Annotated in this window: 19 protein-coding genes and 1 riboswitch; of the genes, 11 read left to right on the top strand and 8 right to left on the bottom strand. The window is 65.2% G+C overall.

The window, feature by feature from the left end; all coding sequences use genetic code 11:
* Window positions 1-17 precede the first annotated feature (17 nt).
* Window positions 18-2,633 (top strand): NADH-quinone oxidoreductase subunit NuoG, encoded by a 2,616-nt coding sequence (gene nuoG, locus P0086_RS09480; RefSeq protein ID WP_275785265.1) that lies wholly within the window; start codon window positions 18-20, stop codon window positions 2,631-2,633.
* 15 nt (window positions 2,634-2,648) lie between these two features.
* On the opposite strand, the gene P0086_RS09485 is transcribed toward nuoG, so the two are convergent.
* From P0086_RS09485 to P0086_RS09520, 8 genes are all read right to left on the bottom strand, one after another.
* Complete coding sequence (locus P0086_RS09485) at window positions 2,649-3,089, bottom strand: CBS domain-containing protein (protein WP_112607322.1); 441 nt, start codon at window positions 3,087-3,089, stop codon at window positions 2,649-2,651.
* Window positions 3,090-3,131: 42 nt separating this feature from the next.
* On the bottom strand, window positions 3,132-3,698 hold the full coding sequence (locus P0086_RS09490) for an NADH-quinone oxidoreductase subunit I (RefSeq protein ID WP_112597096.1): 567 nt from the start codon (window positions 3,696-3,698) through the stop codon (window positions 3,132-3,134).
* 30 nt (window positions 3,699-3,728) lie between these two features.
* Complete coding sequence (gene nuoH, locus P0086_RS09495; protein ID WP_112597097.1) at window positions 3,729-4,715, bottom strand: NADH-quinone oxidoreductase subunit NuoH; 987 nt, start codon at window positions 4,713-4,715, stop codon at window positions 3,729-3,731.
* Between the two features lie 184 nt (window positions 4,716-4,899).
* A complete protein-coding gene (locus P0086_RS09500) occupies window positions 4,900-5,685 on the bottom strand; it encodes an SDR family oxidoreductase (RefSeq protein WP_112597099.1) in 786 nt (261 codons plus the stop codon).
* Window positions 5,686-5,734: 49 nt separating this feature from the next.
* Complete coding sequence (locus P0086_RS09505) at window positions 5,735-6,685, bottom strand: sugar-binding transcriptional regulator (RefSeq protein ID WP_148190778.1); 951 nt, start codon at window positions 6,683-6,685, stop codon at window positions 5,735-5,737.
* Window positions 6,686-6,706: 21 nt separating this feature from the next.
* Window positions 6,707-8,176 carry an FGGY-family carbohydrate kinase gene (locus P0086_RS09510; RefSeq protein WP_275784940.1) on the bottom strand — a complete coding sequence of 490 codons (1,470 nt, stop codon included), beginning with the start codon at window positions 8,174-8,176 and terminating at the stop codon, window positions 6,707-6,709.
* Between the two features lie 81 nt (window positions 8,177-8,257).
* Complete coding sequence (locus P0086_RS09515) at window positions 8,258-9,226, bottom strand: transketolase family protein (protein WP_148656342.1); 969 nt, start codon at window positions 9,224-9,226, stop codon at window positions 8,258-8,260.
* A complete protein-coding gene (locus tag P0086_RS09520; RefSeq protein ID WP_162714926.1) occupies window positions 9,226-10,035 on the bottom strand; it encodes a transketolase in 810 nt (269 codons plus the stop codon). Before P0086_RS09520 ends, P0086_RS09515 begins: the two co-directional genes overlap by 1 nt.
* 205 nt (window positions 10,036-10,240) lie before the next feature.
* On the opposite strand from P0086_RS09520, the gene P0086_RS09525 reads away from it, so the two are divergent.
* From P0086_RS09525 to P0086_RS09570, 10 genes are all read left to right on the top strand, one after another.
* The gene (locus tag P0086_RS09525; protein WP_275784942.1) at window positions 10,241-11,215 is read left to right on the top strand and encodes an ABC transporter permease; all 975 of its coding nucleotides are present in this window, start codon (window positions 10,241-10,243) and stop codon (window positions 11,213-11,215) included.
* Between the two features lie 113 nt (window positions 11,216-11,328).
* Window positions 11,329-12,267: a substrate-binding domain-containing protein gene (locus P0086_RS09530; RefSeq protein ID WP_275784943.1), complete on the top strand. Its 939-nt coding sequence runs from the start codon at window positions 11,329-11,331 to the stop codon at window positions 12,265-12,267.
* Window positions 12,268-12,289: 22 nt separating this feature from the next.
* Complete coding sequence (locus P0086_RS09535) at window positions 12,290-13,777, top strand: sugar ABC transporter ATP-binding protein (protein ID WP_275784945.1); 1,488 nt, start codon at window positions 12,290-12,292, stop codon at window positions 13,775-13,777.
* A 17-nt stretch (window positions 13,778-13,794) separates the two neighbouring features.
* Window positions 13,795-14,583, top strand: a complete 789-nt coding sequence (locus tag P0086_RS09540) for an SDR family oxidoreductase (protein ID WP_112607342.1) — start codon at window positions 13,795-13,797, stop codon at window positions 14,581-14,583.
* 62 nt (window positions 14,584-14,645) lie between these two features.
* A riboswitch (FMN riboswitch) is annotated at window positions 14,646-14,792 on the top strand.
* 87 nt (window positions 14,793-14,879) lie between these two features.
* Window positions 14,880-15,503, top strand: a complete 624-nt coding sequence (gene ribB, locus P0086_RS09545; protein WP_112597118.1) for a 3,4-dihydroxy-2-butanone-4-phosphate synthase — start codon at window positions 14,880-14,882, stop codon at window positions 15,501-15,503.
* Between the two features lie 334 nt (window positions 15,504-15,837).
* The gene (locus P0086_RS09550; RefSeq protein WP_148177845.1) at window positions 15,838-16,848 is read left to right on the top strand and encodes a substrate-binding domain-containing protein; all 1,011 of its coding nucleotides are present in this window, start codon (window positions 15,838-15,840) and stop codon (window positions 16,846-16,848) included.
* An 85-nt stretch (window positions 16,849-16,933) separates the two neighbouring features.
* Window positions 16,934-18,454: a sugar ABC transporter ATP-binding protein gene (locus P0086_RS09555; protein WP_275784947.1), complete on the top strand. Its 1,521-nt coding sequence runs from the start codon at window positions 16,934-16,936 to the stop codon at window positions 18,452-18,454.
* Window positions 18,455-18,467: 13 nt separating this feature from the next.
* Window positions 18,468-19,469 carry an ABC transporter permease gene (locus tag P0086_RS09560; RefSeq protein ID WP_112597124.1) on the top strand — a complete coding sequence of 334 codons (1,002 nt, stop codon included), beginning with the start codon at window positions 18,468-18,470 and terminating at the stop codon, window positions 19,467-19,469.
* A gap of 29 nt (window positions 19,470-19,498) precedes the next feature.
* Entirely contained in the window at window positions 19,499-20,479 is a 981-nt protein-coding gene (locus P0086_RS09565) for a sugar-binding transcriptional regulator (protein ID WP_162714627.1), read from the top strand.
* Window positions 20,469-21,467 (top strand): aldo/keto reductase, encoded by a 999-nt coding sequence (locus tag P0086_RS09570; protein WP_275784950.1) that lies wholly within the window; start codon window positions 20,469-20,471, stop codon window positions 21,465-21,467. Before P0086_RS09565 ends, P0086_RS09570 begins: the two co-directional genes overlap by 11 nt.
* The last annotated feature ends 56 nt before the right edge of the window (window positions 21,468-21,523 follow it).

The raw sequence follows: 21,523 nt of genomic DNA on the forward strand, positions 1-21,523 counted from the left end.
GGAGCTGCGAGGGAGGCATGGTCAACATCACGATCGACGGACAGACGCTGGAGGTTGAGGCCGGATCGACCGTGCTCCAGGCCGCCGAACGGCTGGGCATCGCGGTCCCGACCTTCTGCTACATGAAGCGGCTGCCGCCGCTCGCCTCCTGCCGCATGTGCCTGGTGGAGATCGAGGGGCTGCGGCGGTTGCAGCCGTCCTGCGCCACGGCCGTCACCGACGGGATGGTAGTGCGGACGAACACGCCGCTGATCGAGGAGACGCGCGCCTCCATGCTCGACATGCTGCTCGCAAACCACCCGCTCGACTGTCCGATCTGCGACAAGGGCGGCGAATGCGAGCTGCAGGACATGGTGATGGCCTACGGGCCCCGGAGAAGCGGCTTCCACGATTCCAAGCGCGTGTTCCACTCGAAGGACATTCGCCTCAGCCCGGTCGTCATCATGAACGTCAACCGCTGCATCCAGTGCCAGCGTTGCGTGCGGATGTGCGAGGAGGTCGTCGGCGCCGTCGCGCTGGGCACGGTCGAAAAGGGCATGGACACGGCCGTCACCGGCTTCGAAGGCAGCCTGGCGAGCTGCGACCAGTGCGGCAACTGCATCGAGGTCTGCCCGGTCGGAGCGCTGATGAGCTTCCCCTACCGCTACAAGGCGCGGCCCTGGGACCTCGCCGAGACCGATACGATCTGCCCCCATTGCGGCACCGGCTGCCAGCTCACCGTCGGTGCGCGCAAGGGCGAGTTCATGCGGGTCCGCTCGGATTGGGAACACGGGATGAACCGCGAGACGCTCTGCGTGCGCGGCCGCTTCGGCCTCGACTTCATCGATGGCTCGGCTCGGATCAAGCGGCCGATGATCCGCCGCGACGGCGCGCTCGTTCCGGTGTCCTGGGAGGAGGCCGGCGCGTATCTGCGCCAGCGCCTGCCGGCCGTCGAAAGCAAGGCTTGCGGCGGGCTGGCCTCGCCGCGGCTGCCGAACGAGGCGCTCTACCAGTTCCAGAAGCTGATGCGGACCGTATTCCGCACCAACAGCATCGACTGCTCGTCGCGCTGGTCCACCCCGGTCGACACGCTTGCTCCGCTGGTGGCGGGTCACTATGCCCGCGCGCCGCTCGAGGAACTGATCGGCAGGGACTGCGTGCTGGTCGTGGGCGGCAACGTGACCGAGGAGAACCCCGTCACCGAATACCTGCTGCGCGACGCCGCGCGGCGGCGGCAGGCCGGGTTGCTGATGCTTTCGGCGCGGCCGTCCCGTCTGGACGCCGATGCCCGCGCGGTGGTTCGCGTACCCCCTGGCGGCGAGGCGGCGGCCCTCGGCGCGGTGGTGGCCCGTCTCGCGGCCGCGGCCGGCCCGGCCCTTTCTGGCGACGTCGCCGCCATGATCGGCGAGCCGGGCAGCGGACCGACCATGGCCGCCGGCGGCGACCAACTCGACCGCCTGGCGACCGCGCTCACAGATGGCGGGAGCGTCACCCTGCTTGTCAGCGCCGACATCCTGAGGGCGCCATCGGCGCGCGCGACGCTGGAGCAGATCAGCAACTGCCTGCAGGTGCTCCGCACCCTCGGCAAGGCGCCGGCGATACAGTTCCTTTTCGACCGCGCCAACCAGCTGGGCGCATGGGACATGGGCGTCCTGCCCTCCGCGCTGCCGGGATTGCGCGACATCGGCGACAATGCGGCGCACGCGGCGTTCGAGCGGGCCTGGGGCGTCGCAATCCCGTCCGAACCGGGTGCGGATTTCGACGCGATGCTGGACCTCTGCGACAACGGCAAAATGGGCGCGCTCTACGTCGTCGGAAGCGATCCCCTGATGTGCTATCCCGACCGGCATTTCGTGCAGCGGGCGCTTGCGGCGGCGGAACTCCTGATCGTCCAGGACGCCTTCCTCACCGATACGGCGGGGCTGGCGGACGTGGTTCTGCCCGCAGCGAGCTACGGCGAGGAACCGGGCACCTTCACCAACAACGAGGGCCGGATCCAGATGGTGCGCAAGTTCCGCGAGCCTGCCTTCGAGGCACGGGGCAACCTGGCGATCTTCGACTTCGTCGCGGCGCTCCACGACCAGGTGCCGCAGCCATCGACGCAGGGCGAAATCTTCGACGAGATCGCCCGGCTGGTGCCCGCCTACGAGGGGCTCACCCAGGACGGGCTTGGCCGCGACGGCGCCTTTACCAGGGCGGGCCGGACAGAACCGGCCCTGCGGTTCTTCGCCCCGCCGCCGGCGCCTGCAGTTACCGGCCGGCTGATGCTGATCGTCGGCAACGGCCTGTTCCACAACGGATATCTGACCGGGCATTCGGAGATCCTCAACACGGTCGCCGACGACCCCTATGTGGAGATGGGGGCGCAGGATGCCGCGGAGCGGGCCCTCCTGGATGGCGACCAGGTGGTCGTGCGATCCGCGCAAGGGGAACTGACGGCGAAGCTGAAGCTCAACAGGCGTTTTCCCAAGGGGCTCGTCTTCGTTCCCGAGAACTACAGGGCCCTGCGCCTCAACAGCCTGATGCGGCGCGGCGAGTATCCCTGTCCGGTGGAGGTTGAAAGGGCGCCCGGTGCTGTCGGGGTCGTCCCGATCGCGGGCCTGGGGGCCGGAGCGCAGGATTTCGCTCAGGGCCTGCCCGGCGGCCCCTCCTGACCGGTCCGGCCGCCGTCAGTGATAGTAGGTTCCGGAAATGTAGTCGTGCAGGTCCTGCTCCGTGCGCATCGCCTCCTCCAGCCGGTGCTTGACCACGTCGCCGATGCTGACGATGCCGGCAAGGGCGTCGCCGTCCATGACCAGCACGTGGCGCGTGCGGCGCTCGGTCATGATGGCCATCGCCACCGGCAGTATGTCCTGCGGCGAACAGGTCGCGACGTTGAGGTTCATGATGTCTGCGACCCGCATCAGCGGAGCCTCGGTTCCGTATCTGGCGACGGCATTGCAGCAGTCCCGTTCCGATACCGTCCCCAGGCATTCCCCCCGGGACCGGCCGACGACCACGAAGCCGATGTTGTTGTCGCGAAACAGCCGCAGCACTTCCAGCATCGTCTGGTCCGGACTGACCGAGATGACCTCGGGCGACTTGCCCTTCAGGATTTGGTAGACGAGCATCCGTGCCTCCTGTCTGCGCGCCCGGTCCGGGTGTGCGCGCGTTCATGTGCGTCTGATATTCCGCCACCAGTTGTAGCCCCGCGGCTCGTTCGTCTCGACCAGCACGTCCTTTTGCGTGTTCAGGCGCGCGGCGACCACGCCGCCGCCGGTCGCCGCCTTGCCCGGCTTGGCGAGCAGGTCGTCGCGACCGATCACGAGGTCGCGGGAGGAGAAGCTGGAGAATTCGTATTGCTGGCCAAGCGCGATGGCGTCTGCCGGGCAGGCGTCCTCGCAAAGCCCACAGAACAGGCACCGGGCCGTGTCGATCTCGAACTTCGCCGGATGACGATTGCCGTTCTCGTCCTCGTAGGGGACCACCTCGATGCAGTCGCAGGGACAGATCCGCGCGCAGAGTTCGCAGGCGACGCATTTGATCTCGCCCGCTTCGTCGCGCTTGAGGAAATGGTGCCCGCGGTAGCGCGCATAGGGGAGCCATTTCTCCTTGTCCGGATACTGCATGGTCACGGATCTGGAGAACATGTAGCCGAACGTCAGCGCGAGGCCATTCGCCAGATCGGCGAAAAACGCCCAACCGATCCACGTCCCAGCTCTGTCCAGTGCGCGCGACATCGCCGCCCCGTTCCGGAGCCGCTGCGGCTCCTAAGAGATAGCAACACCAGTGATAATTATGTTCGCCAACGACAGCGGAAGCAAGACTTTCCAGCCGATCGCCATCAGCTGATCGTAGCGGTAGCGGGGGAAGGTGAAGCGGAACCACATGAACAGGTAGACGAAGAACGCCACCTTGAGGACGAACCAGACGAGCGGCGGCAGGGGGATCAGCACGCCGTTCCAGCCGCCGAAGAACAGGATCACCGTCAGGACCGACACCAGCAGCATGATAACGTATTCGCTGACCATGAACAGCGCGAAGCGGATCCCGCTGTATTCGGTATGGAACCCCGCGCCGAGATCGCCTTCCGCTTCCGAAAGGTCGAAAGGAATGCGCTGCGCTTCGGCGAGCCCGGCAACGAAGAAGACGAAGAAGCCGACCGGCTGGTAGACGACGTTCCAGAGATCGGCCTGCGCGCGCACGATGTCGAGCAGGCTCATGGATTGCGCCAGCATGACCACCCCGATCACCGCAAACCCCATGGGGATCTCGTAGCTGATCATTTGCGCGCAGGTCCTGAGGCTGCCGAGGACGGCGTATTTGCTGTTGGCGGCCCAGCCACCGAAGATGACGCCGTAGACCTCGATGCCGATCACCGCGATGACGAAGAGAAGCGCCACGTTCATGTCGGAGAGGTATAGCGTGATCTCGGTGCCGCGGACCGAAATGCTCTCGCCGAAGGGGATCGCGACGAACACCACGAAGGGCGGGGCGAGCGCCAGGATCGGCGCCAGCTTGAACAGGAACCGGTCGGCCTCGGCGGGGATGTGATCCTCCTTGGTCAGGAGCTTGATGCCGTCCGCCACCGGTTGCAGCAGGCCGTGCCACCCCACCCGCATCGGCCCCATGCGCTGCTGGATGTGCCCGGCGATCTTGCGTTCCAGCCAGGTCAGCGGCAAGGGCAGCAACAGCAGGATCGCAATCAGAAACGCGACCTTGAAGACGATCAGACCAAGGGCAACGACAGTCTCCATGATCCGCGGCTACTTTGCGACGGGTTGAAACCTGCGACCGGATCCAAGTTTATATCACACACCGACCTTCAAATGCACGGGCACGGCGGGATGTGCCATTTGCCATGCCCCTTCGTCGAGATAGACGTCGAGCGGAAAGCGCATTTGTCTATGAACGGTTCCTTCGCCGGACACACCTCCAGGATCACGACATGATCAGGCCGCCATCGACGTTGATCGTCTGGCCGGTGATGTAGGCCGCGTCGGCGGAGGCGAGGAATGCCACGAGGGCGGCGACTTCGGCCGGGGTGCCGGCGCGGCCCATCGGAATGCCCTCGACCCACTCGGCCATCAGTTCGCCGGGACCGTATTCCCCGAGCATCTGCCCCCAGACGCGGTCGTTGTAGTCCCACATCTCGGTGTGGATGATGCCGGGGCAAATGGCGTTGGCGGTGATGCCCTCGCGGGCAAGCTCCTTGGCCAGGCTCTGCGTCAGGCCGACGACGCCGAATTTCGAGGCGGCGTAGTGCGGGGTGTAGATGAAGCCCTGGCGGGCCTGGCCGGAGGCGGTGTTGATCAGCCGGCCCTTCGTGCCGCTGGCGCGAAAGCGGCGGATCGCCTCCTGGCAGCAGAGGAAGACGCCCTTGGTGTTGACGTCGAGGTTCAGGTCCCATTCGCGCTCGGTCAGGTCCTGCACCTTGGCGATGGTGATGACGCCGGCGTTTTGGACGGAGACGGAGATCGCGCCGAGCCTGGCCTCGGCCTCGCCATAGGCTTCCTTCACGGCCGCCGCATCCGTCACGTCCAGCACGAGGCCGAGCACCTCGGCACCGGTGTCCGCGGCGAGCGCATCGGCTGCGGCCGGCGTGTCCTTTTCGATCGCCGCGATGGCAACTTTCGCGCCTTCCTCGGCGAAGCGCCTGGCGATGCCGCGCCCGATGCCCTTGTTTCCCCCGGTGACGAAAACCGTCTGGCCTGCAAAACGTCTCATGGTCTTCTCTCCATAGTGCGCAGCAGGCCGAGGACCGGTCCGGAATGGATCAGGCCGTGAGCCGAGCTGCCGTGAACTTGTCGGTGACGAGCACATCGATGATGCCCAGTTTCAGGGCGCCGGCGATGGCCTCTGTCTTCGATTCCCCGCCCGCAAGGGCGATGACGCGGTCGGTCTTGCGCAGGTCTTCCAGCGAGATGCCGATGACCCGCTCGTTGAGCGGGGTCTCCACCGGTCTGCCGTCCTTGTCGTAGAACCGGTAGGAGATCTCGCCGACGGCGCCGGCCTCGTGCAGCATCGCCATTTCCTGGCGGGAGAACGTGTTGCCGGAGCGCGCCAGGAGCTCGGACGGCTCCACCGCGCCGACGCCGATGATGGCGAGGCTGAGGCGGCCGAACAGGTCCATGGTTTCGCGCACGACCGGGTCGGCCAGCATGACGAGCTTGGCCTCGCGGGACGAGGTGATGCCTTGCACGAGCAGCAGCCGCGGCTCGCCGCCGGTGAGCTTTGCCAGGCGCGCCGTCAGCTGGGTGGCATGGGTCTGGACCGAGGCGTCGCCCATGCCGCCGAGAATCTGGACGATGTATTTGGCCTTGGCGTTCTTGAGCGGGTGGATGTTGTCCACCATGCGCAGGATGGTCTGGCTCCAGCTCGAGACGCCGATGATCTCGTCCTGTTGCAGCGTGACCTCGAGGAAATGGGCGGCCGCCTCGCCGATGCGGGCCATGATCGCGCCGTCGCGGTCTTCCGAACAGTCGATGACGATCGCCTCCGTCAGACCGTAGCGCCCGCGCAGCGCCGTTTCGAGCTCGGCGAAGGTGCCGGCCGGCGGGATCACCGTCGTGCGGACGATGTCCTCCTGCTCGGCCCTCTTCAGCATGCGCGAAACCGTCGCCTGCGACATGTGCATGATCTCTGCGATCTCGGCCTGCCGCCTGCCTTCGATATGATACATCTGGGCGATGCGGGCGATCAGTCGCAGCTCGTTGAGCCGTCCCATGGGGTTCTCCGTAGTGAATTTTTATTCACTCATAGTGGAAGGACCCGGAACGGTCGAGCGGTAGATTGCATCCCTCCAGACGAGGAGGCGATCCGCAGCGTCTCCGGCGCGCGGCAGGATGGGATTGCCGGTGCGCGGCAGGGCGGCGATGGCGGCCAGATCCGGCCAGACGCCGAGGGACAGGCCGGCGAGGTAGGCAGCTCCCAGCGCCGAGGCTTCGGGCGCATCGCATTGGGTGATGACGTGGTCCAGCGTGTCGGCGATGCATTGCATGAGGAAGGTGTTCTGGCTCGGGCCGCCATCGGCATAGAGACGACCGAGCGGCGTCGGCGATTGCGCCGACATGGCCTTGAAGACGTCGTGAACCTGGAAGGCCATGGAATCAGTCACGGCGCGGGCCATCTGCGCGCGGGTGGTGTTGAAGGTGATGCCCGAGAACAGCGCCCGCGCATCGGCCTGCCAGTAGGGCGCGCCGAGGCCGACGAAGGCCGGCACGAAACCGGGACCGCCCGGCTCGGCGGTGGCGGCGAGATCGGTCAGCGCCTGCACGTCCGGCAGGCCAAGCATCCCGGCCATCCAGGGCAGGGCCGCGGCCGAGACGAGGATGTTGCCCTCGAAGGCATAGGTCGGCCGCCCGTCGATCGACCAGGCGATCGTCGTGGTGATGCCCTGCTGCGGGGGGATGAAGCCTGGAAGCGTCGTCATGATCGACGAGCCGGTGCCGAAGGTGACCTTGCTGTCGCCGGGGTTGAAGGCGCCGTGGCCGAACAGGGCGGCATGGCTGTCGCCGATGGCGGACGCGATCGGGGTTCCGTCTTTCAGGCCCGGAACGTTCTTTGTCACGCCGAAGCGCGAGGCGCTGTCGCGCACCTCGGGCAGGGCGGACTTTCCGACGCCGAACAAGTCGCAGAGTTCGTCGCTCCAGGACTTCCGGTTCAGGTCGAAGAGCTGGCTGCGTGCGGCATTGGCGGCATCGCAGGCATGGACGGCGCCGCCGGTGAAGCAATGGATCAGCCAGGCATCGATCGTGCCGAGCCGCGCCTTCCGACCCGCCGGCACTCGATCGAGCAGCCACTTCATCTTGGGGCCGGGGAACATCGGATCGATCGGCAGGCCGGTGAGCGCCTGCACGCGGGGCGCATGGCCTGCGGCGATCAGTTCGGCACAGGCTGCCGTGCTGCGGCGGCACTGCCAGCTGACCACCGGGCCGAGCGGCTCTCCGGTTTCGGCATCCCAGACGGTGACGGATTCGCGCTGGTTGGAAACGGCGATCCCGAGGATGTCGACGGCGGGGCCCGCCTGCAGGCAGGCGGCGATGGCCTCGCATACGGATTGCCACAGGCGCAGCGGGCTCTGCTCCACCCAGCCGGGTTGCGGGTGTTCGATGCCAACCGGAGAGGCGCCGCGCGACAGGATGTCGCCGGTCGTGGACACGAGCACGGCCTTGGAGTTGGTGGTGCCCTGGTCGATGGCGAGAATGGCGGTCGTCATGGCAGCTCCGGAAAGCGGAAATAGGGGGCGCGGCGAACGGGAGGACTTGCCGCGCCCGGCACGAAATCTAAACGCGCACGCTCATGCGCGGGAAGACTTTCGTGCAATCAATGCAACCGCCGCCTCGGCGATTGCGGCAGGCGACATGCCGAATTCGTCCAGCAGGAATTCGGCCGATCCGGTGGGCGCGAAGATGCCCGGCACGCCGAGGATCTTCATCGGCACCGGGGCGTCGGAAACGACGAATTCCGCGATTGCCGAACCCAGCCCGCCGATGGTCGAATGTTCTTCCGCCGTCAGGATGGCGCCGGTGTCGCGCGCTGCCGCCGAAATGGCCTCGACATCGAGCGGCCGGACGGTCGCCATGTTGAGGACGCGTGCCTCGATGCCCTTGCCGGCGAGAATATCGGCGGCCTTCATCATGCGGTGGGTCACGGTGCCGTTGGCAATCAGGGTGATCGCGTCGCCGTCGCGCAGCAGATTGGCCTTGCCGAGCTCGAACGTGTGGCCGGCCGGCAGCAGATCGGGAACGCCGACACGCGACAGGCGCAGGAACACCGGACCGTCATGGCCTGCAGCCCATTCCACGGCGGCGGCGGTTTCGATCGAGTCGCAGGGTGCGACGACCGGAAGGTTCGGCAGCACGCGGGTCCAGGCGAAATCCTCGATGGAGTGATGCGTCGGTCCGAGCTCGCCATAGGCCATGCCGGAAGAGATGCCGACCAGCTTCACATTGGCGTTCGAATAGGCGATGTCCGCCTTGATCTGTTCCAGCGAGCGGCCGGTCAGGAAGCAGGCGGCGCCACAGACGAAGGGCAGGAGCCCGCCGTTCGCCAGGCCGGCGCCGACGCCGACCATGTTCTGTTCGGCAATGCCGACATTGACCAGCCGCTCCGGCCATTTCGCCTTGAAGCCGCCGAGCTTCGAGGACCCGACCGAATCGTTGCAGACCGCCACGATCCTGGAATTGTCGGCGCCGAGACGCTCCAGCACGGCCACGAAGGCGTCGCGGCAATCGTGGAGCTTGGGGGCAGGGGTCACGGCATTCATCACAGCGCCTCCGAAAGTTCGGCCACGGCGATCTTGTACTGTTCGGCATTCGGCACCTTGTGGTGCCAGTCCACGGTGTCCTGCATGAAGGAGATGCCGTGGCCCTTGTTGGTGTGGGCGACGATGCAGTGCGGGCGTTCGCCACGCTTTTCCAGCGCCGGAACGATTTCGTCCATCACGTTGCCGTTGATCTCCGTGACATCCCAGCCGAAAGCCGACAGCTTGGCCGGGAAGGGGGCGAGATTGTTGGTATCCTTCAGCGAGGCGCCCTGCTGGAAGCGATTGTGGTCGATGATGAGCGTCAGGTTGTCGAGGCCGAATTGTGCGGCCGAGGCGATGGCTTCCCAGTTCGAGCCTTCCTGCATCTCGCCGTCACCGGTCATGACATAGGTGTGGTAGCGCGCGCCCGTCAGCTTCGCCGCCTTCGCCATGCCGACGGCGACCGGCAGGCCATGGCCGAGCGGGCCGGTGTTGGTCTCGACGCCTGGCACCTTGTTGCAGTTGGGGTGGCCGTTGAGGCGCGAATGCGGCTTCAGGAAGGTGCTGATCTCCTCCTCCGGGATGAAGCCGCGCTTGGCCAGCGTCACGTAGAGCGCCAGGGCGACATGGCCCTTCGACAGCACGAAGCGATCGCGGTCGGGATGCTTCGGCTGATCCGGCCAGACCCGCAGGACGCGGAAGTAGAGCGCGGTCAGAATGTCGATGGCGGACATTTCCCCGCCGATATGGCCGGCGCCGGCTTCGAAAACCGCTTGCAGATCGCGCAGGCGGATCTGTCGAGCGATGCGGTCGAGATCGTTCGGCTGCATGAAACCCTCTGAGTGAATAAATATACAGTCAGCTATATACTTGCACGAGGTTTCGTCAAGTCAAGGGAAAATTGCGTGATCGGAGGAAAGAAATGCCGCCCATGTCGTATTGACACCTGGGCCATCGATCATATACGAATTTAAAGACGAGCATGAATATTTATGCGTTGCGCTGCAAAGCCGCAACGAAGCGGGAGGAGCGCTCATGGTGGCGGCGGTAAAGGCAAGGATGGGAATCTCGGGCGGGATGCTCCCCTCGCTGCGTGGGGCGACCGGTCCATTGATCGGCCTCATCGTGCTCTGCCTGTTCCTGACATTTGCGACCGACAAGTTCCTGTCCATCCGCAATTTCCTGAATGTGCTCGATCAGATCACCGTGCTCGGCGTCATGGCCGTCGGCATGACGCTGGTCATCCTGATTGGCGGCATCGACCTCGCGGTCGGCTCGGTCATGGCGCTGGCGATGATGGTGCTCGGCTATCTGAACGTCGTCGCCGGGGTGCCGATGTGGCTTGCCATTCCGCTGGCCCTGCTCGTCGCCTCGCTGAACGGGCTGGTCGCCGGCCTGCTCATCACGCGCTTCAACGTGCCCGCCTTCATCGCCACGCTCGCCATGATGTCGATCGCGCGCGGCCTTGCGAACATGATCACCGACGGCCAGCAGATCATCGGCTTTCCCGCCTGGTTCAACATGATGGCGATCGTGCGTTTCGGCGGCTTCCTGACGCTGACGGTCGCCGTGATGGTGGTGGTCTTCATCGTCGGGCTTCTCTACCAGCGCTATCGCCACGGCGGCCGCGTGCTGTACGCCATCGGCGGCAATGCCGAGGTGGCGCGGCTTGCCGGCATCAATGTCCAGCGCGCCACCGTGCTCGTCTATATCGTGTGCAGCTTCCTGGCCGGCCTCTCCGGCATGGTGCTCGCCGCCCGGCTCGACTCGGTCCAGCCGTCGTCCGGCGTTTCCTATGAACTCGACGCGATCGCGGCCGTGGTCATCGGCGGCACCTCGCTCTCCGGCGGCACCGGCGGCATCGGCGGCACCATCATCGGCGTCCTGATCATCGGCGTGCTGCGCAACGGCCTCAACCTGCTCAGCGTCTCGCCGTTCATGCAGCAGGTCATCATCGGCGCCGTCATCGTGCTCGCCGTCACGGCCGAAACCTACCGCAAGCGCAAGTGAGGAGCTTCGCCCGGCAGTGCATTGAAATCGGTCGGCAATGGTGCCGGCCGGCAAAAGGGAAGGGGGCCTCCTGCAAGCCGCAGGGCGCCACCGGGAAACTCGGAGGAGAAACCATGAAACTGTCCAGACTGCTGATGGCGGCATCCGCGGCCACGATCCTTGCATCCCCGCTCGGCGCGTCGGCCGCCGAAGTCAAGAAGATCGGCCTTGCCGTGCCGAACCTGCAGGCCGACTTCTTCAACCAGATCAAGCTCGGCGTCGAAAAATACGCGAAGGAAAAGGGCATCGAGGTCATTGTCGTCGACGCCAAGAACGACACCAACACCCAGGTCAGCCAGGTGCAGGACCTGATGACCCAGGATATCGGCGCGTTCATCTACATTCCGGCCGGCGCTGCCGCGGCCGCCGTGCCGACCCGCCTTGCCCGCGAGGCCGGAATTCCGGTGATCAACGTCGACCGTGTTCCGGAAGGTGCGCCGGGCGATACGTTCATCGCCGGCGAAAGCGTCGAATCCGCCTACGCCGTCTGCAAGCATATCATCGAGAAGGCCGGCGGTTCGGGCAAGATGGCGATCATCCACGGCCAGAAGGGCACGACACCGGAGGTCGACCGCTTCACCGGCTGCAAGCGCGCCATCGACGAGAACAAGGGCGTGGAACTGGTCGACCAGCAGTGGAGCAACATGTGGTCCGCCGACGAGGGCTTCTCGATCGCGCAGAACATGCTGCAGGCCAATCCGGACATCACCATCATCTTCGGCCAGGCCGATGGCCTTGCGATGGGTGCGGCCAAGGCGGTCGATGTGGCCAATCTCTCGGACAAGGTGATCATCGGCGGCTATGATGGCGACGTCTCGGCGCTCGAATACCTTGCCAAGTGCAACGGGCCCTTCATCGCGACCGCGACGCAGAGCACGCAGAAGATGGGCGTGCTCGCCGTCGAATCCGCGCTGGCCGTCGCCGCCGGCCAGAAGGTCGAGGAGCGCCAGACGCCGAACGCTGTGCTGACGACGTGCGAAAACGCACCGGAATTCGTCAAGAGCCATCCGTAAACCGGACCCGAAAGGCAGCGCCATGACGACACGCTCTCCCATCCTGTCGCTCCGTGGGATCCACAAGTCCTACGGTCCGATCAAGGTGCTCCATGGTTTCGATCTCGACATCCATCCGGGAGAGGTCGTGGCGCTGCTCGGCGAAAACGGTGCCGGAAAATCGACCCTGTCGAACATCATTTCCGGCACCGTGCAGCCCTCGGCGGGGGAGATGACCTGGCTCGGCAGGACCTATGCCCCCGCCAATCCGCGCGCCGCGATGGACGAGGGGGTCGGCATGATCCACCAGGAGCTGAAGCTTCTGCCGAAGCTCTCGATCGCCGAAAACGTCTTCGTCGGCCGCTACCCGCTGCGGTCCGGCCGCATCGACCGCAAGGCCATGGAAGAGCGGGCGCGCAGCGGTCTCCGGAGGCTCGGCCTCGAGATTTCGCCGGACCGGCTGGTCGAGGGGCTTTCGACCGGCAAGCAGCAGCTCATCGAAATCGCCAAGGCGCTGACGCTCAACGCGCGCCTGCTCATTCTGGACGAGCCGACCGCCGCCCTCGGCGGCGAGGAGACCCAGCTTCTCTTCCAGCAGATCGAGCGGCTGAAGGCCGACGGCGTCGGCATCATCTACATCTCCCATCGGCTCGAGGAAATTCGCCAGATCGCCGACCGGATCGTGGTCATGCGCGACGGTGCCAAGGTCCAGGAATTCGACAGCGGCGACGTGCCGATCCGGACGATCGTGGAGGCCATGGTCGGGCGCTCGCTCGAGCGCATGTTCCCGGCGCTTCCGGTTCCGTCCGAAGAAGTCGCCCTCGAGGTGCGCGATCTCACTTCGCCCTCCAACGCGTTCCGCAACATCAGCTTCTCCGTGCGCAAGGGTGAGGTCTTCGGCGTCGCCGGCCTCATGGGCGCCGGTCGCACGGAACTGGTGCGCGCCATCACCGGCGCCGATCCGATTTCCGGTGGCGAGGTTCTGCTGCATGGCAAGGCCGTCACCCCGCGCTCGCCGATCGACGCGATCCGCAACGGCATTGTCCTCGTGCCGGAGGACCGCAAGCTGCAGGGCGTGGTGCTCGACCATTCGATCGCCGAGAACATCGGCTATGCCAATCTCGGCGAGATCTCCCGCAACGGCTGGATCTCCTCGCGCCGCATCCGCGAGTTCGCCGACGAGTTCATCCGCAAGTTCGGGGTGAAGGGGCGCGGCGGGCAGAATGCCGGCGAGCTGTCCGGCGGCAACCAGCAGAAGGTGGTGCTGGCCAAATGGCTGGCGCGCAAGCCGGAGGTCGTGGTGCTGGACGAGCCGACGCGCGGCATCGACGTCGGCGCGCGCTCGTCGATCTACGATCTCATCATCGACCTCGCCCGGCAGGGCGTCGCGGTGATCGTGGTCAGCTCGGATCTCGAGGAAGTCCTCGGGGTCTCGAGCCGCATCATGGTCATGGCCCAAGGAAAGCAGGCCGGTATCCTGAACCGAGAGGACGCAAACGACGTCTCGGTCATGGAACTGGCCACCACCTGACAAGGAAGACTGCACACATGTCCGACATCACGCTCAACGCACCCAAGCTGTTCGATCTCTCGGGGAACGTCGCCTTCGTGACCGGCGCGGGCAGCGGCATCGGCCAGCGCATCGCCATGGGCCTTGCCCAATGCGGCGCGGATGTCGCGCTGCTCGACCGCCGTACCGACGACGGCCTGGCGACGACCGCCGAGTTCATCGCCAGGGCCGGTCGCCGCAGCATCCGGATCGCCGCTGACGTGACCAGCGGTGCCGCGCTCAACGATGCCGTCGCCCGCACCGAAGCCGAGCTCGGCGCCCTGACGCTGGCCGTCAACGCGGCCGGCATCGCCAACGCCAATCCGGCGGAGGAGATGGAGGAAAGCCAGTTCCAGACGATGATGGACATCAACCTGAAGGGTGTGTTCCTCTCCTGCCAGGCGGAGGCGCGCGCCATGCTGAAGGGCGGTCGCGGCGCCATCGTCAACATCGCCTCGATGTCCGGCGTCATCGTCAATCGCGGCCTCAGCCAGTGCCACTACAATGCCTCCAAGGCCGGCGTCATCCACATGACCAAGTCGATGGCGATGGAGTGGGTCGGGCGCGGCATCCGCGTCAATACGATCAGCCCCGGCTATACGGCGACGCCGATGAACACGCGACCCGAAATGGTGCACCAGACGAAGCTGTTCGAGGAGCAGACGCCGATGCAGCGCATGGCGAGCGTCGACGAAATGGTCGGCCCTGCCGTGTTCCTGCTGTCGGACGCGGCGAGCTTCGTCACCGGCGTCGATCTGCTCGTCGACGGCGGCTTCTGCTGCTGGTGATCTTTCCGGAGGCCGACGGAACGCCGGCCCCTTGCATTCCGCTGCAGGAATTCCTTATTAAAACGTGTTCTCAGGGCGGGGTGAAACTCCCCACCGGCGGTATCCGGAGCGATCCGGGAGCCCGCGAGCGCTTTCACGAAGGTGGAAGGTCAGCAGACCCGGTGAGAGGCCGGGGCCGACGGTTACAGTCCGGATGGAAGAGGACATGTCTGCAGAACCGCCCTTGCCGGGCGGGGTGCGGGCCTGTTCGCCCAAGGGATGAAACGCCGACACGGCACCCCTTGAAAGGCAATGAAATGACACTCTCGAAAATTGAAGACGCAATCGCCGCCTTGGCGCGCGGTGGCATGATCGTGGTCGTCGACGACGAAAGCCGCGAGAACGAAGGCGACATCATCGTCGCCTCGGACGCGGTAACGCCGGAGGCGATCGCCTTCATGATGAAGCACGCCCGCGGCCTGATCTGCGTGGCGATGGAAGGCGAACGGCTCGATGCGCTCGACCTCCCGCTGATGGTTCCGCAGAACACCGAATATCTTCAGACGGCCTTCACCGTGTCGGTCGACTATATTCCCGGAACGACCACCGGCATCTCCGCTTTCGACCGTGCCGCGACCGTGAAGGCGCTGATGGATCCTGCGACGGCGCCTAAGGATTTCGCCCGCCCCGGCCACATCTTCCCCCTGCGCGCCCATCCGCGCGGTGTGCGCGGCCGCCCGGGCCACACGGAAGCTGCGGTCGATCTGGCGCGTCTTGCCGGCATGGCCCCATCCGGCGTGATCTGCGAAGTCGCCAACGATGACGGCACCATGGCCCGGCTGCCGGAACTGGTCGCCTTCGCCGCGCTTCACCAGCTGCCCCTGATCAGCATCGAAGACCTGATCGCTTACCTCGAGGCGCGCGTGGTGCAGGCGGCATAGAACCCATTTTGCGATTGACGGCAGGAGCAGACGGAGTGCTCCGCCCATTTACCGGTCTGCGGAAGGTCCCGGTGAGGGCCTTGCCGGGTTGCAACGGCGTCGCGTGACCTGCGCAGCACGCGGCGGCGGCCGCCCCGTATCGGCGACTGCACCTGTGGCTCGACCTGCCGGCAGCGACGCCCAGCGTTCACCGTTTGAAATAAATATCACGCGATAAAATATATAGCAGTCACCTTGACGGACCCCGGAATGAAGGGTAATCAATCGACATGCGATAAATTTCTTGGAGGGAAATTTCTTGCATCTCTGGTTACTCCATTCCTGGGAGGGGAATATGTTGAAGTACCTGAAAAGGGCGGCAAGCCTTGGCGTGAGCGTCTTCATCGTCGGCGCGGCCGTCTCGCCCGCCGGTGCGGCCGGGAAATTCGCCTGCGAGCCGGGTGAGACCTACGTGATGAACGTCATGGTGTCGGCCCATCCCTACTGGGTGCCGGTATTCGAAGGCTTCAAGCAGGCGGCGCAGTCGCTGGGTTGCGAAGCGGTTTTCTCCGGCACGCCGGACTATGACATCACCAAGCAGATCGCGTCTTTCGAGCAGGACCTGGTGAAGCAGCCCAAGGGCGTATTGCTGCATCCGATGCAGTCGGACCCGTTCATCGAGCCGATCAACAAGGCGGTCGATTCCGGCGTGTCGATCACCACCTTCGCGGCGGATTCGCCGAAATCGAAGCGCACGGCCTACATTACCTCGGACAACGTGGCCGAAGCGAAGTTCGCATCGGAGGAAATCGTCAGGCAGCTCGGCCCCAAGGGCGAATTCGCCGTGCTGGAAAACCCCGGCCAAAGCAATCACGACCTGCGCGTGACGGCCCTGATCGACTACATGGCGCGCACCTATCCCGACATGAAGCTGGTGGCGCGCCAGGCGACCAACCAGGACGCCAATGCCGCCTATCAGGCCGTGTCGGCGATGCTGCAGGCCAATCCGAACCTCGGCGCCCTGTGGATCCCGGAAGCCGGTTCGGCCGAAGGTGCCGTGACCGCCGTGCTGGAGGCGAAGAAGAAGGTGCTGATCATCCACGCCGACATCACGCCGACCACGCTGGATCACATCAAGGCCGGCAACATCCATATGGCCATCAACCCGAACCAGGGCGTGCAGGGCTTCATGGGGTTCATCAACACCTTCCTCGGCGCCCATCCCGACCTGCTCGATCCGTTCAACGACTACAAGCTCTCCGGCTTCAACCCGCTGCAGATTCCGTCGATGGACAATGGCTTCGCGGTCATCACCAAGGCCAACGCGTCGGCCTTCGATCTCAACGACTACATGAAGAACCGCTGATTTCGAGTGCGGTCATCCCGGCGGCCGTCGCGGACCGCCGCCGGGCGGCCTGGCGTGAGGATGCGTGAAACAGGGGAGGGGCGAGATGGGCGACGTACTGCTTGCCATCGAGGATGTGCATAAGTCCTTCGGGCCGGTGCAGGCTCTTCGGGGCGCGCGCCTGGAGCTGAGAAAGGGCGAAATCCACGCCCTCGCCGGCGAGAATGGCGCCGGAAAATCCACCCTGATGCATGTCATCGACGGCATTCTGCAGCCCGACTCCGGAGAGATCCGGCTCGACGGTCGCAAGGTACGGATCTCCTCGCCGCACGAGGCCCACAGGCTGGGCATCGGCTTCGTCCATCAGGAAATCGCGCTTTGCCCGGAGATCTCCGTGGCCGAGAACATGTACATGTCCGAGACCAATTCCAGTCCCGCCTGGTTCATGCGCTATGCCGACCTCAATCGCCGGGCGGCCGCGGTGCTCGGCGAACTCGGCGACATCGACCCTGCGGCGAAAGCCGGAAGCCTGTCCATTTCACAACAGCAGATCGTCGAGATCGCCAAGGCGCTGACGCTCGACTGCCGCATCCTGATTCTGGACGAGCCGACCGCGGCGCTGACGGAAGCCGAAGCGAAGATCCTGTTCCGCATCATGCACCGGCTGGCCGAGAAGGGCATTGCCATCATCTACATTTCCCATCGCATGGCCGAGATCTTCGCGCATTGCGACCGCATCACCGTCATGCGCGACGGCTGCCATGTGCGCACTGCCGATATCGCCGAGATCACCCAGGAAGAGGTGATCAACTGCATGGTCGGCCGGGTCTTGAGCAATCTCTATCCGGCCAAGCAGACCGAGGACGAGCGGTCTGCCCGCATCATTCTTTCGGTCCGCGGGCTTTGCGAGGGAAGGCGGATATTCAATGTCGGCTTCGATCTCTTCGAGGGCGAAATTCTGGGCCTTGCCGGCCTGATCGGCGCGGGGCGGAGCGAGATCGTTCGTGGCATCTGCCAGCTCGAGGGCCGGGCGACCGGCGAGGTCGCGCTCTGCGGGCGACGCCTCGATCTGCGCGACTACCGCGACAGCATCCGCGAGGGCATCGTCTACCTGTCGGAAGACCGAAAGAGCGACGGCCTGTTTCTCGACATGTCCATCGCCGCGAATGTCTCCGCACTCGACATCAATCTGATTTCGAACGGCATGGGTCTGCTCGAACGGCGTCGCGAACTGGCGCGGGCGAGGGAGCTCGGCCAGCGCCTGCAGCTCAGGGCCAGCAGCGTCGAGGCCCCCGTGTCCTCGTTGAGCGGCGGCAACCAGCAGAAAGTGGCGCTGGCAAAGATGCTGTCGGTCGACCCCAGGGTGATCTTCCTGGATGAACCGACCCGCGGCGTCGATGTCGGCGCCAAGGCGGAGATCCATCGCCAATTGCGCGCCCTGGCGCGGGAAGGTGTCGGAATTGTCGTCATATCGTCGGAACTGCCCGAGCTGATCGGCATCAGCGACCGGGTGCTCGTTGTCCGGGAGGGGCGCATCGCGGGAGAGGTGCGCGGCGCCGACATGACGGAAGAAAGGATCATGCATCTGGCGTCGATCGATATCGGTCCGGCAACGGCACGTGCTTGAGGGAGTGAGGAGCATGCTAGCAACCCAGGAACAGCAGCCAGGCACGTCGTCGGCAATACGCCGGCCCGGCTGGTTCGATACCATGATCAGGGCACGCGAGACCGGCCTGATCCTCATCATCATGACGCTGTTTTGCGGAATGTCGCTGATCTCGCCCTACTTCCTGACGGTGGAAAATATCCGGGCCATGGCCATGGCCTTTGCGGTCGAGGGTATTCTCGTCGTCGGCATGACCATCCTGCTGATATCGGGCGGCATCGACCTGTCGGTCGGCTCGGTGACGGCGCTCGCCATGGTGACCGGCGGGTGGCTGTTCCTCAATGGCATCGATCCCTGGGCCGCTGCCGCCATGGCGATCGGATTGACGATGCTGATCGGCATGGCCATGGGCTTCTTGACCACGGTGGTCGGCCTTCATCATTTCATCGTGTCGCTGGCCGTCATGGTCATTGCCCGCGGGGTCTGCCTGCTGGCGACCGGCGGGCGGCCGCTCGGCCTCTATTCGCTGCCGCCCGAGTTCAAGTTCATCGGCCAGGGCACGATCCGGAATATTCCGCTCGTCATCATCATCTTTGTGGTCGTCGTTGTGGCCTTCGACCTGATGCTGCGCCGCACGACCATCTTCCGAAAGGTGTTCTACACCGGCAGCAACCCCAAGGCGGCGGCCTTTTCCGGCATCCGGGTCGGCCGGGTGATCTTCGCCACGACGACGCTTTGCTCCACCCTCTGCGGCGTTGCCGGCGTGATCTACATGGCCCGGTTCGGATCGGCCCAGCCCAGCTTCGGCGTCGGCATGGAACTCAATGTCATTGCGGCGGCGGTCATCGGCGGGGCAAGCCTTTCGGGCGGGTCCGGGACCATTCTCGGCGCCATCCTCGGTGCGGTTCTCCTGTCCATGGTCTCCAGTTCGCTCGCCTTGCTCAACGTCTCGGTCTATTGGCAAGACATCATACGCGGCAGCATCCTGCTGGCGGCAGTGCTGTTCGATCACTACCTCGTCCGGCGGCGCCGTTGAGAACTGTTCAGGGAAAAGAGATCCAGGCCATGGCGGATATCAGGGAAGACTTCGACCAGCAGAGGCAGATGTATTCCGTCCTCGTGCTGCACTTCATCGAAGGCTTGAAACAGTCGGAGATCGCCGAACGGCTCAACCTGTCCCATTCGAAGGTCAACCGGCTGATCGCGACCGGGCGGAAGGCGGGCATGGTCAAGATTGCGATCTCCAGCCCGTATCAGAGGCTCGTCGATCTGGAGAAGGATCTGGTCGGCCGCTTTTCGCTGCGGCAGTCGGTGGTGACGCCGACGGTGTCGGACAATCCGGAGACGACGCTGCAAATGGTCGGCCGCGTCGCGGCAAGCCATATGCTGGAGAGCCTGAGGGATGGCGACGTCATTGCGATTACGGGCGGCAAGGCGGTCAGCGCCGTGGTCGAGAACCTGGAGGCCGAGCGCCGGTTCGACGTGCGGGTCGTGCCTCTGACCGGCGGCGTGCAGGGCAAGCACTATACCGACGTCAATCATCTCGCCGCGCTCCTGGCGGAAAAGCTCGGCGGCAGCGCGTCGCTGGTGCATGCGCCGCTCTTTGCCGAGGATGCCGAGCAGCGGGATCTCTTGATGAACGTCGCCTCGATCCGCGAGGTGTTCGATCTCGCCCGGCGGGCGACCGTCGCACTCGTCGGCATCGGTTCGGTCGAGGCGCCGGGCTCGGGCTACTACGATCTGCTGCCCGACCCCGCCCGCGGCGGCAAGGCGCTGGTCGATGCCGGGATCGTGGGCGAGTTCCTGGCGCATCTGATCAGCGCCGACGGCTCGCTCGCCAATATCGACCTGAATTCGCGGGTCGTGGCGCTGCCGCCGGGGCAGTTCGACAATTGCCGCAACGTCATCGGCGTCGCGGCTGGAGAATTCAAGGCCGGTCCGGTGGCGGCGGCCCTGGCAGGACGCTACCTCACCTCGCTCGTCGTCGATGAGGCCGTCGCCAAGCATATCATGGGCCATATCGGGGCAGCAGAACATGGCAAGTAATCAGGTCAGGACGAGGCCGGTCGGCAAGAGCGGCATTCAGGCATCGGTGGTCGGGCTGGGAACCTGGGCCATCGGCGGCTGGATGTGGGGCGGCACCGACGAGCGGCAGTCCATCGCCGCGATCCAGGCGTCCATCGATGAGGGCATTTCGCTGATCGACACCGCGCCCGCCTATGGGATGGGCCTGTCGGAAACCATTGTCGGCCGCGCCATCAAGGGCCGGCGTGACAAGGTGGTGCTGGCGACCAAATGCGGCCTCGTCTGGCACACGACGAAGGGCAACTATTTCTTCGAGCAGGACGGCAAGCCGGTGCATCGCCATCTCGGCGCCGATTCGATCGCCTACGAGCTCGAGCAGAGCCTGAGGCGGCTCGGCACCGATCATATCGACCACTACATCACCCACTGGCAGGATGCGACCACGCCGATAGCCGAAAGCATGGAAGCGCTGATCCGCCTGAAGGAGCAGGGAAAGATCCGCTCCATCGGCGCCAGCAACGTGTCGCCGGGGGACTTGAAGGCGTATGTCGAGAGCGGGGCCATCGACGCGATCCAGGAGGAATATTCCATGGTGGCCCGGGACATCGAAGGAACGCTGCTGCCGGTTGCGATGGAAAACGGCGTCTCGGTGCTCAGCTACTCCTCGCTGGCGCTCGGGCTGTTGTCGGGAAAGGTCGGACCGGAACGGGTGTTTGCCGAAGACGACCAGCGGCATGGCAATCCGCGCTTCAGCCAGGACAACAGGCGGAAAGTGGCACAGCTGGCGAATGCCGTCCTGCCATTGGCCGAGGCCCACAAGGTCTCCATGGCCCAGTTGGTGATCGCCTGGACGGTGCAGCAACCCGGCATAACCTTCTCGCTCTGCGGGGCGCGCGATCCGGCGCAGGCGCGGGAAAATGCCGCTGCCGCGCGATTGACGCTTTCCGACGAGGAGGTCGCACATATCGGCGAGTCGGTGGCCCGAAACCTGGTCGATCTCGACCGCTAGCTTCGATCTACAGCATTTGAACCTTGGGACACCGGCGGCAAACCGGTGAATGGGAC

Origin of the sequence: Mycoplana sp. MJR14, assembly GCF_029210525.1 — a bacterium.
Lineage (GTDB): Bacteria > Pseudomonadota > Alphaproteobacteria > Rhizobiales > Rhizobiaceae > Mycoplana.

Bases quoted from the DNA above. Each gene is read 5' to 3' on its own strand.
- P0086_RS09540 (WP_112607342.1), top strand. From the start codon at position 13,795: ATGTCCGACATCACGCTCAACGCACCCAAGCTGTTCGATCTCTCGGGG.
- P0086_RS09525 (WP_275784942.1), top strand. From the start codon at position 10,241: ATGGTGGCGGCGGTAAAGGCAAGGATGGGAATCTCGGGCGGGATGCTC.
- P0086_RS09505 (WP_148190778.1), bottom strand. From the start codon at position 6,685: ATGGGACGGCTCAACGAGCTGCGACTGATCGCCCGCATCGCCCAGATG.
- nuoH (WP_112597097.1), bottom strand. From the start codon at position 4,715: ATGGAGACTGTCGTTGCCCTTGGTCTGATCGTCTTCAAGGTCGCGTTT.
- P0086_RS09520 (WP_162714926.1), bottom strand. From the start codon at position 10,035: ATGCAGCCGAACGATCTCGACCGCATCGCTCGACAGATCCGCCTGCGC.
- ribB (WP_112597118.1), top strand. From the start codon at position 14,880: ATGACACTCTCGAAAATTGAAGACGCAATCGCCGCCTTGGCGCGCGGT.
- P0086_RS09530 (WP_275784943.1), top strand. From the start codon at position 11,329: ATGAAACTGTCCAGACTGCTGATGGCGGCATCCGCGGCCACGATCCTT.
- P0086_RS09550 (WP_148177845.1), top strand. From the start codon at position 15,838: ATGTTGAAGTACCTGAAAAGGGCGGCAAGCCTTGGCGTGAGCGTCTTC.
- P0086_RS09515 (WP_148656342.1), bottom strand. From the start codon at position 9,226: ATGAATGCCGTGACCCCTGCCCCCAAGCTCCACGATTGCCGCGACGCC.
- P0086_RS09565 (WP_162714627.1), top strand. From the start codon at position 19,499: ATGGCGGATATCAGGGAAGACTTCGACCAGCAGAGGCAGATGTATTCC.
- P0086_RS09510 (WP_275784940.1), bottom strand. From the start codon at position 8,176: ATGACGACCGCCATTCTCGCCATCGACCAGGGCACCACCAACTCCAAG.
- P0086_RS09570 (WP_275784950.1), top strand. From the start codon at position 20,469: ATGGCAAGTAATCAGGTCAGGACGAGGCCGGTCGGCAAGAGCGGCATT.
- P0086_RS09535 (WP_275784945.1), top strand. From the start codon at position 12,290: ATGACGACACGCTCTCCCATCCTGTCGCTCCGTGGGATCCACAAGTCC.
- P0086_RS09500 (WP_112597099.1), bottom strand. From the start codon at position 5,685: ATGAGACGTTTTGCAGGCCAGACGGTTTTCGTCACCGGGGGAAACAAG.
- P0086_RS09555 (WP_275784947.1), top strand. From the start codon at position 16,934: ATGGGCGACGTACTGCTTGCCATCGAGGATGTGCATAAGTCCTTCGGG.
- P0086_RS09560 (WP_112597124.1), top strand. From the start codon at position 18,468: ATGCTAGCAACCCAGGAACAGCAGCCAGGCACGTCGTCGGCAATACGC.
- P0086_RS09485 (WP_112607322.1), bottom strand. From the start codon at position 3,089: ATGCTCGTCTACCAAATCCTGAAGGGCAAGTCGCCCGAGGTCATCTCG.
- P0086_RS09490 (WP_112597096.1), bottom strand. From the start codon at position 3,698: ATGTCGCGCGCACTGGACAGAGCTGGGACGTGGATCGGTTGGGCGTTT.
- nuoG (WP_275785265.1), top strand. From the start codon at position 18: ATGGTCAACATCACGATCGACGGACAGACGCTGGAGGTTGAGGCCGGA.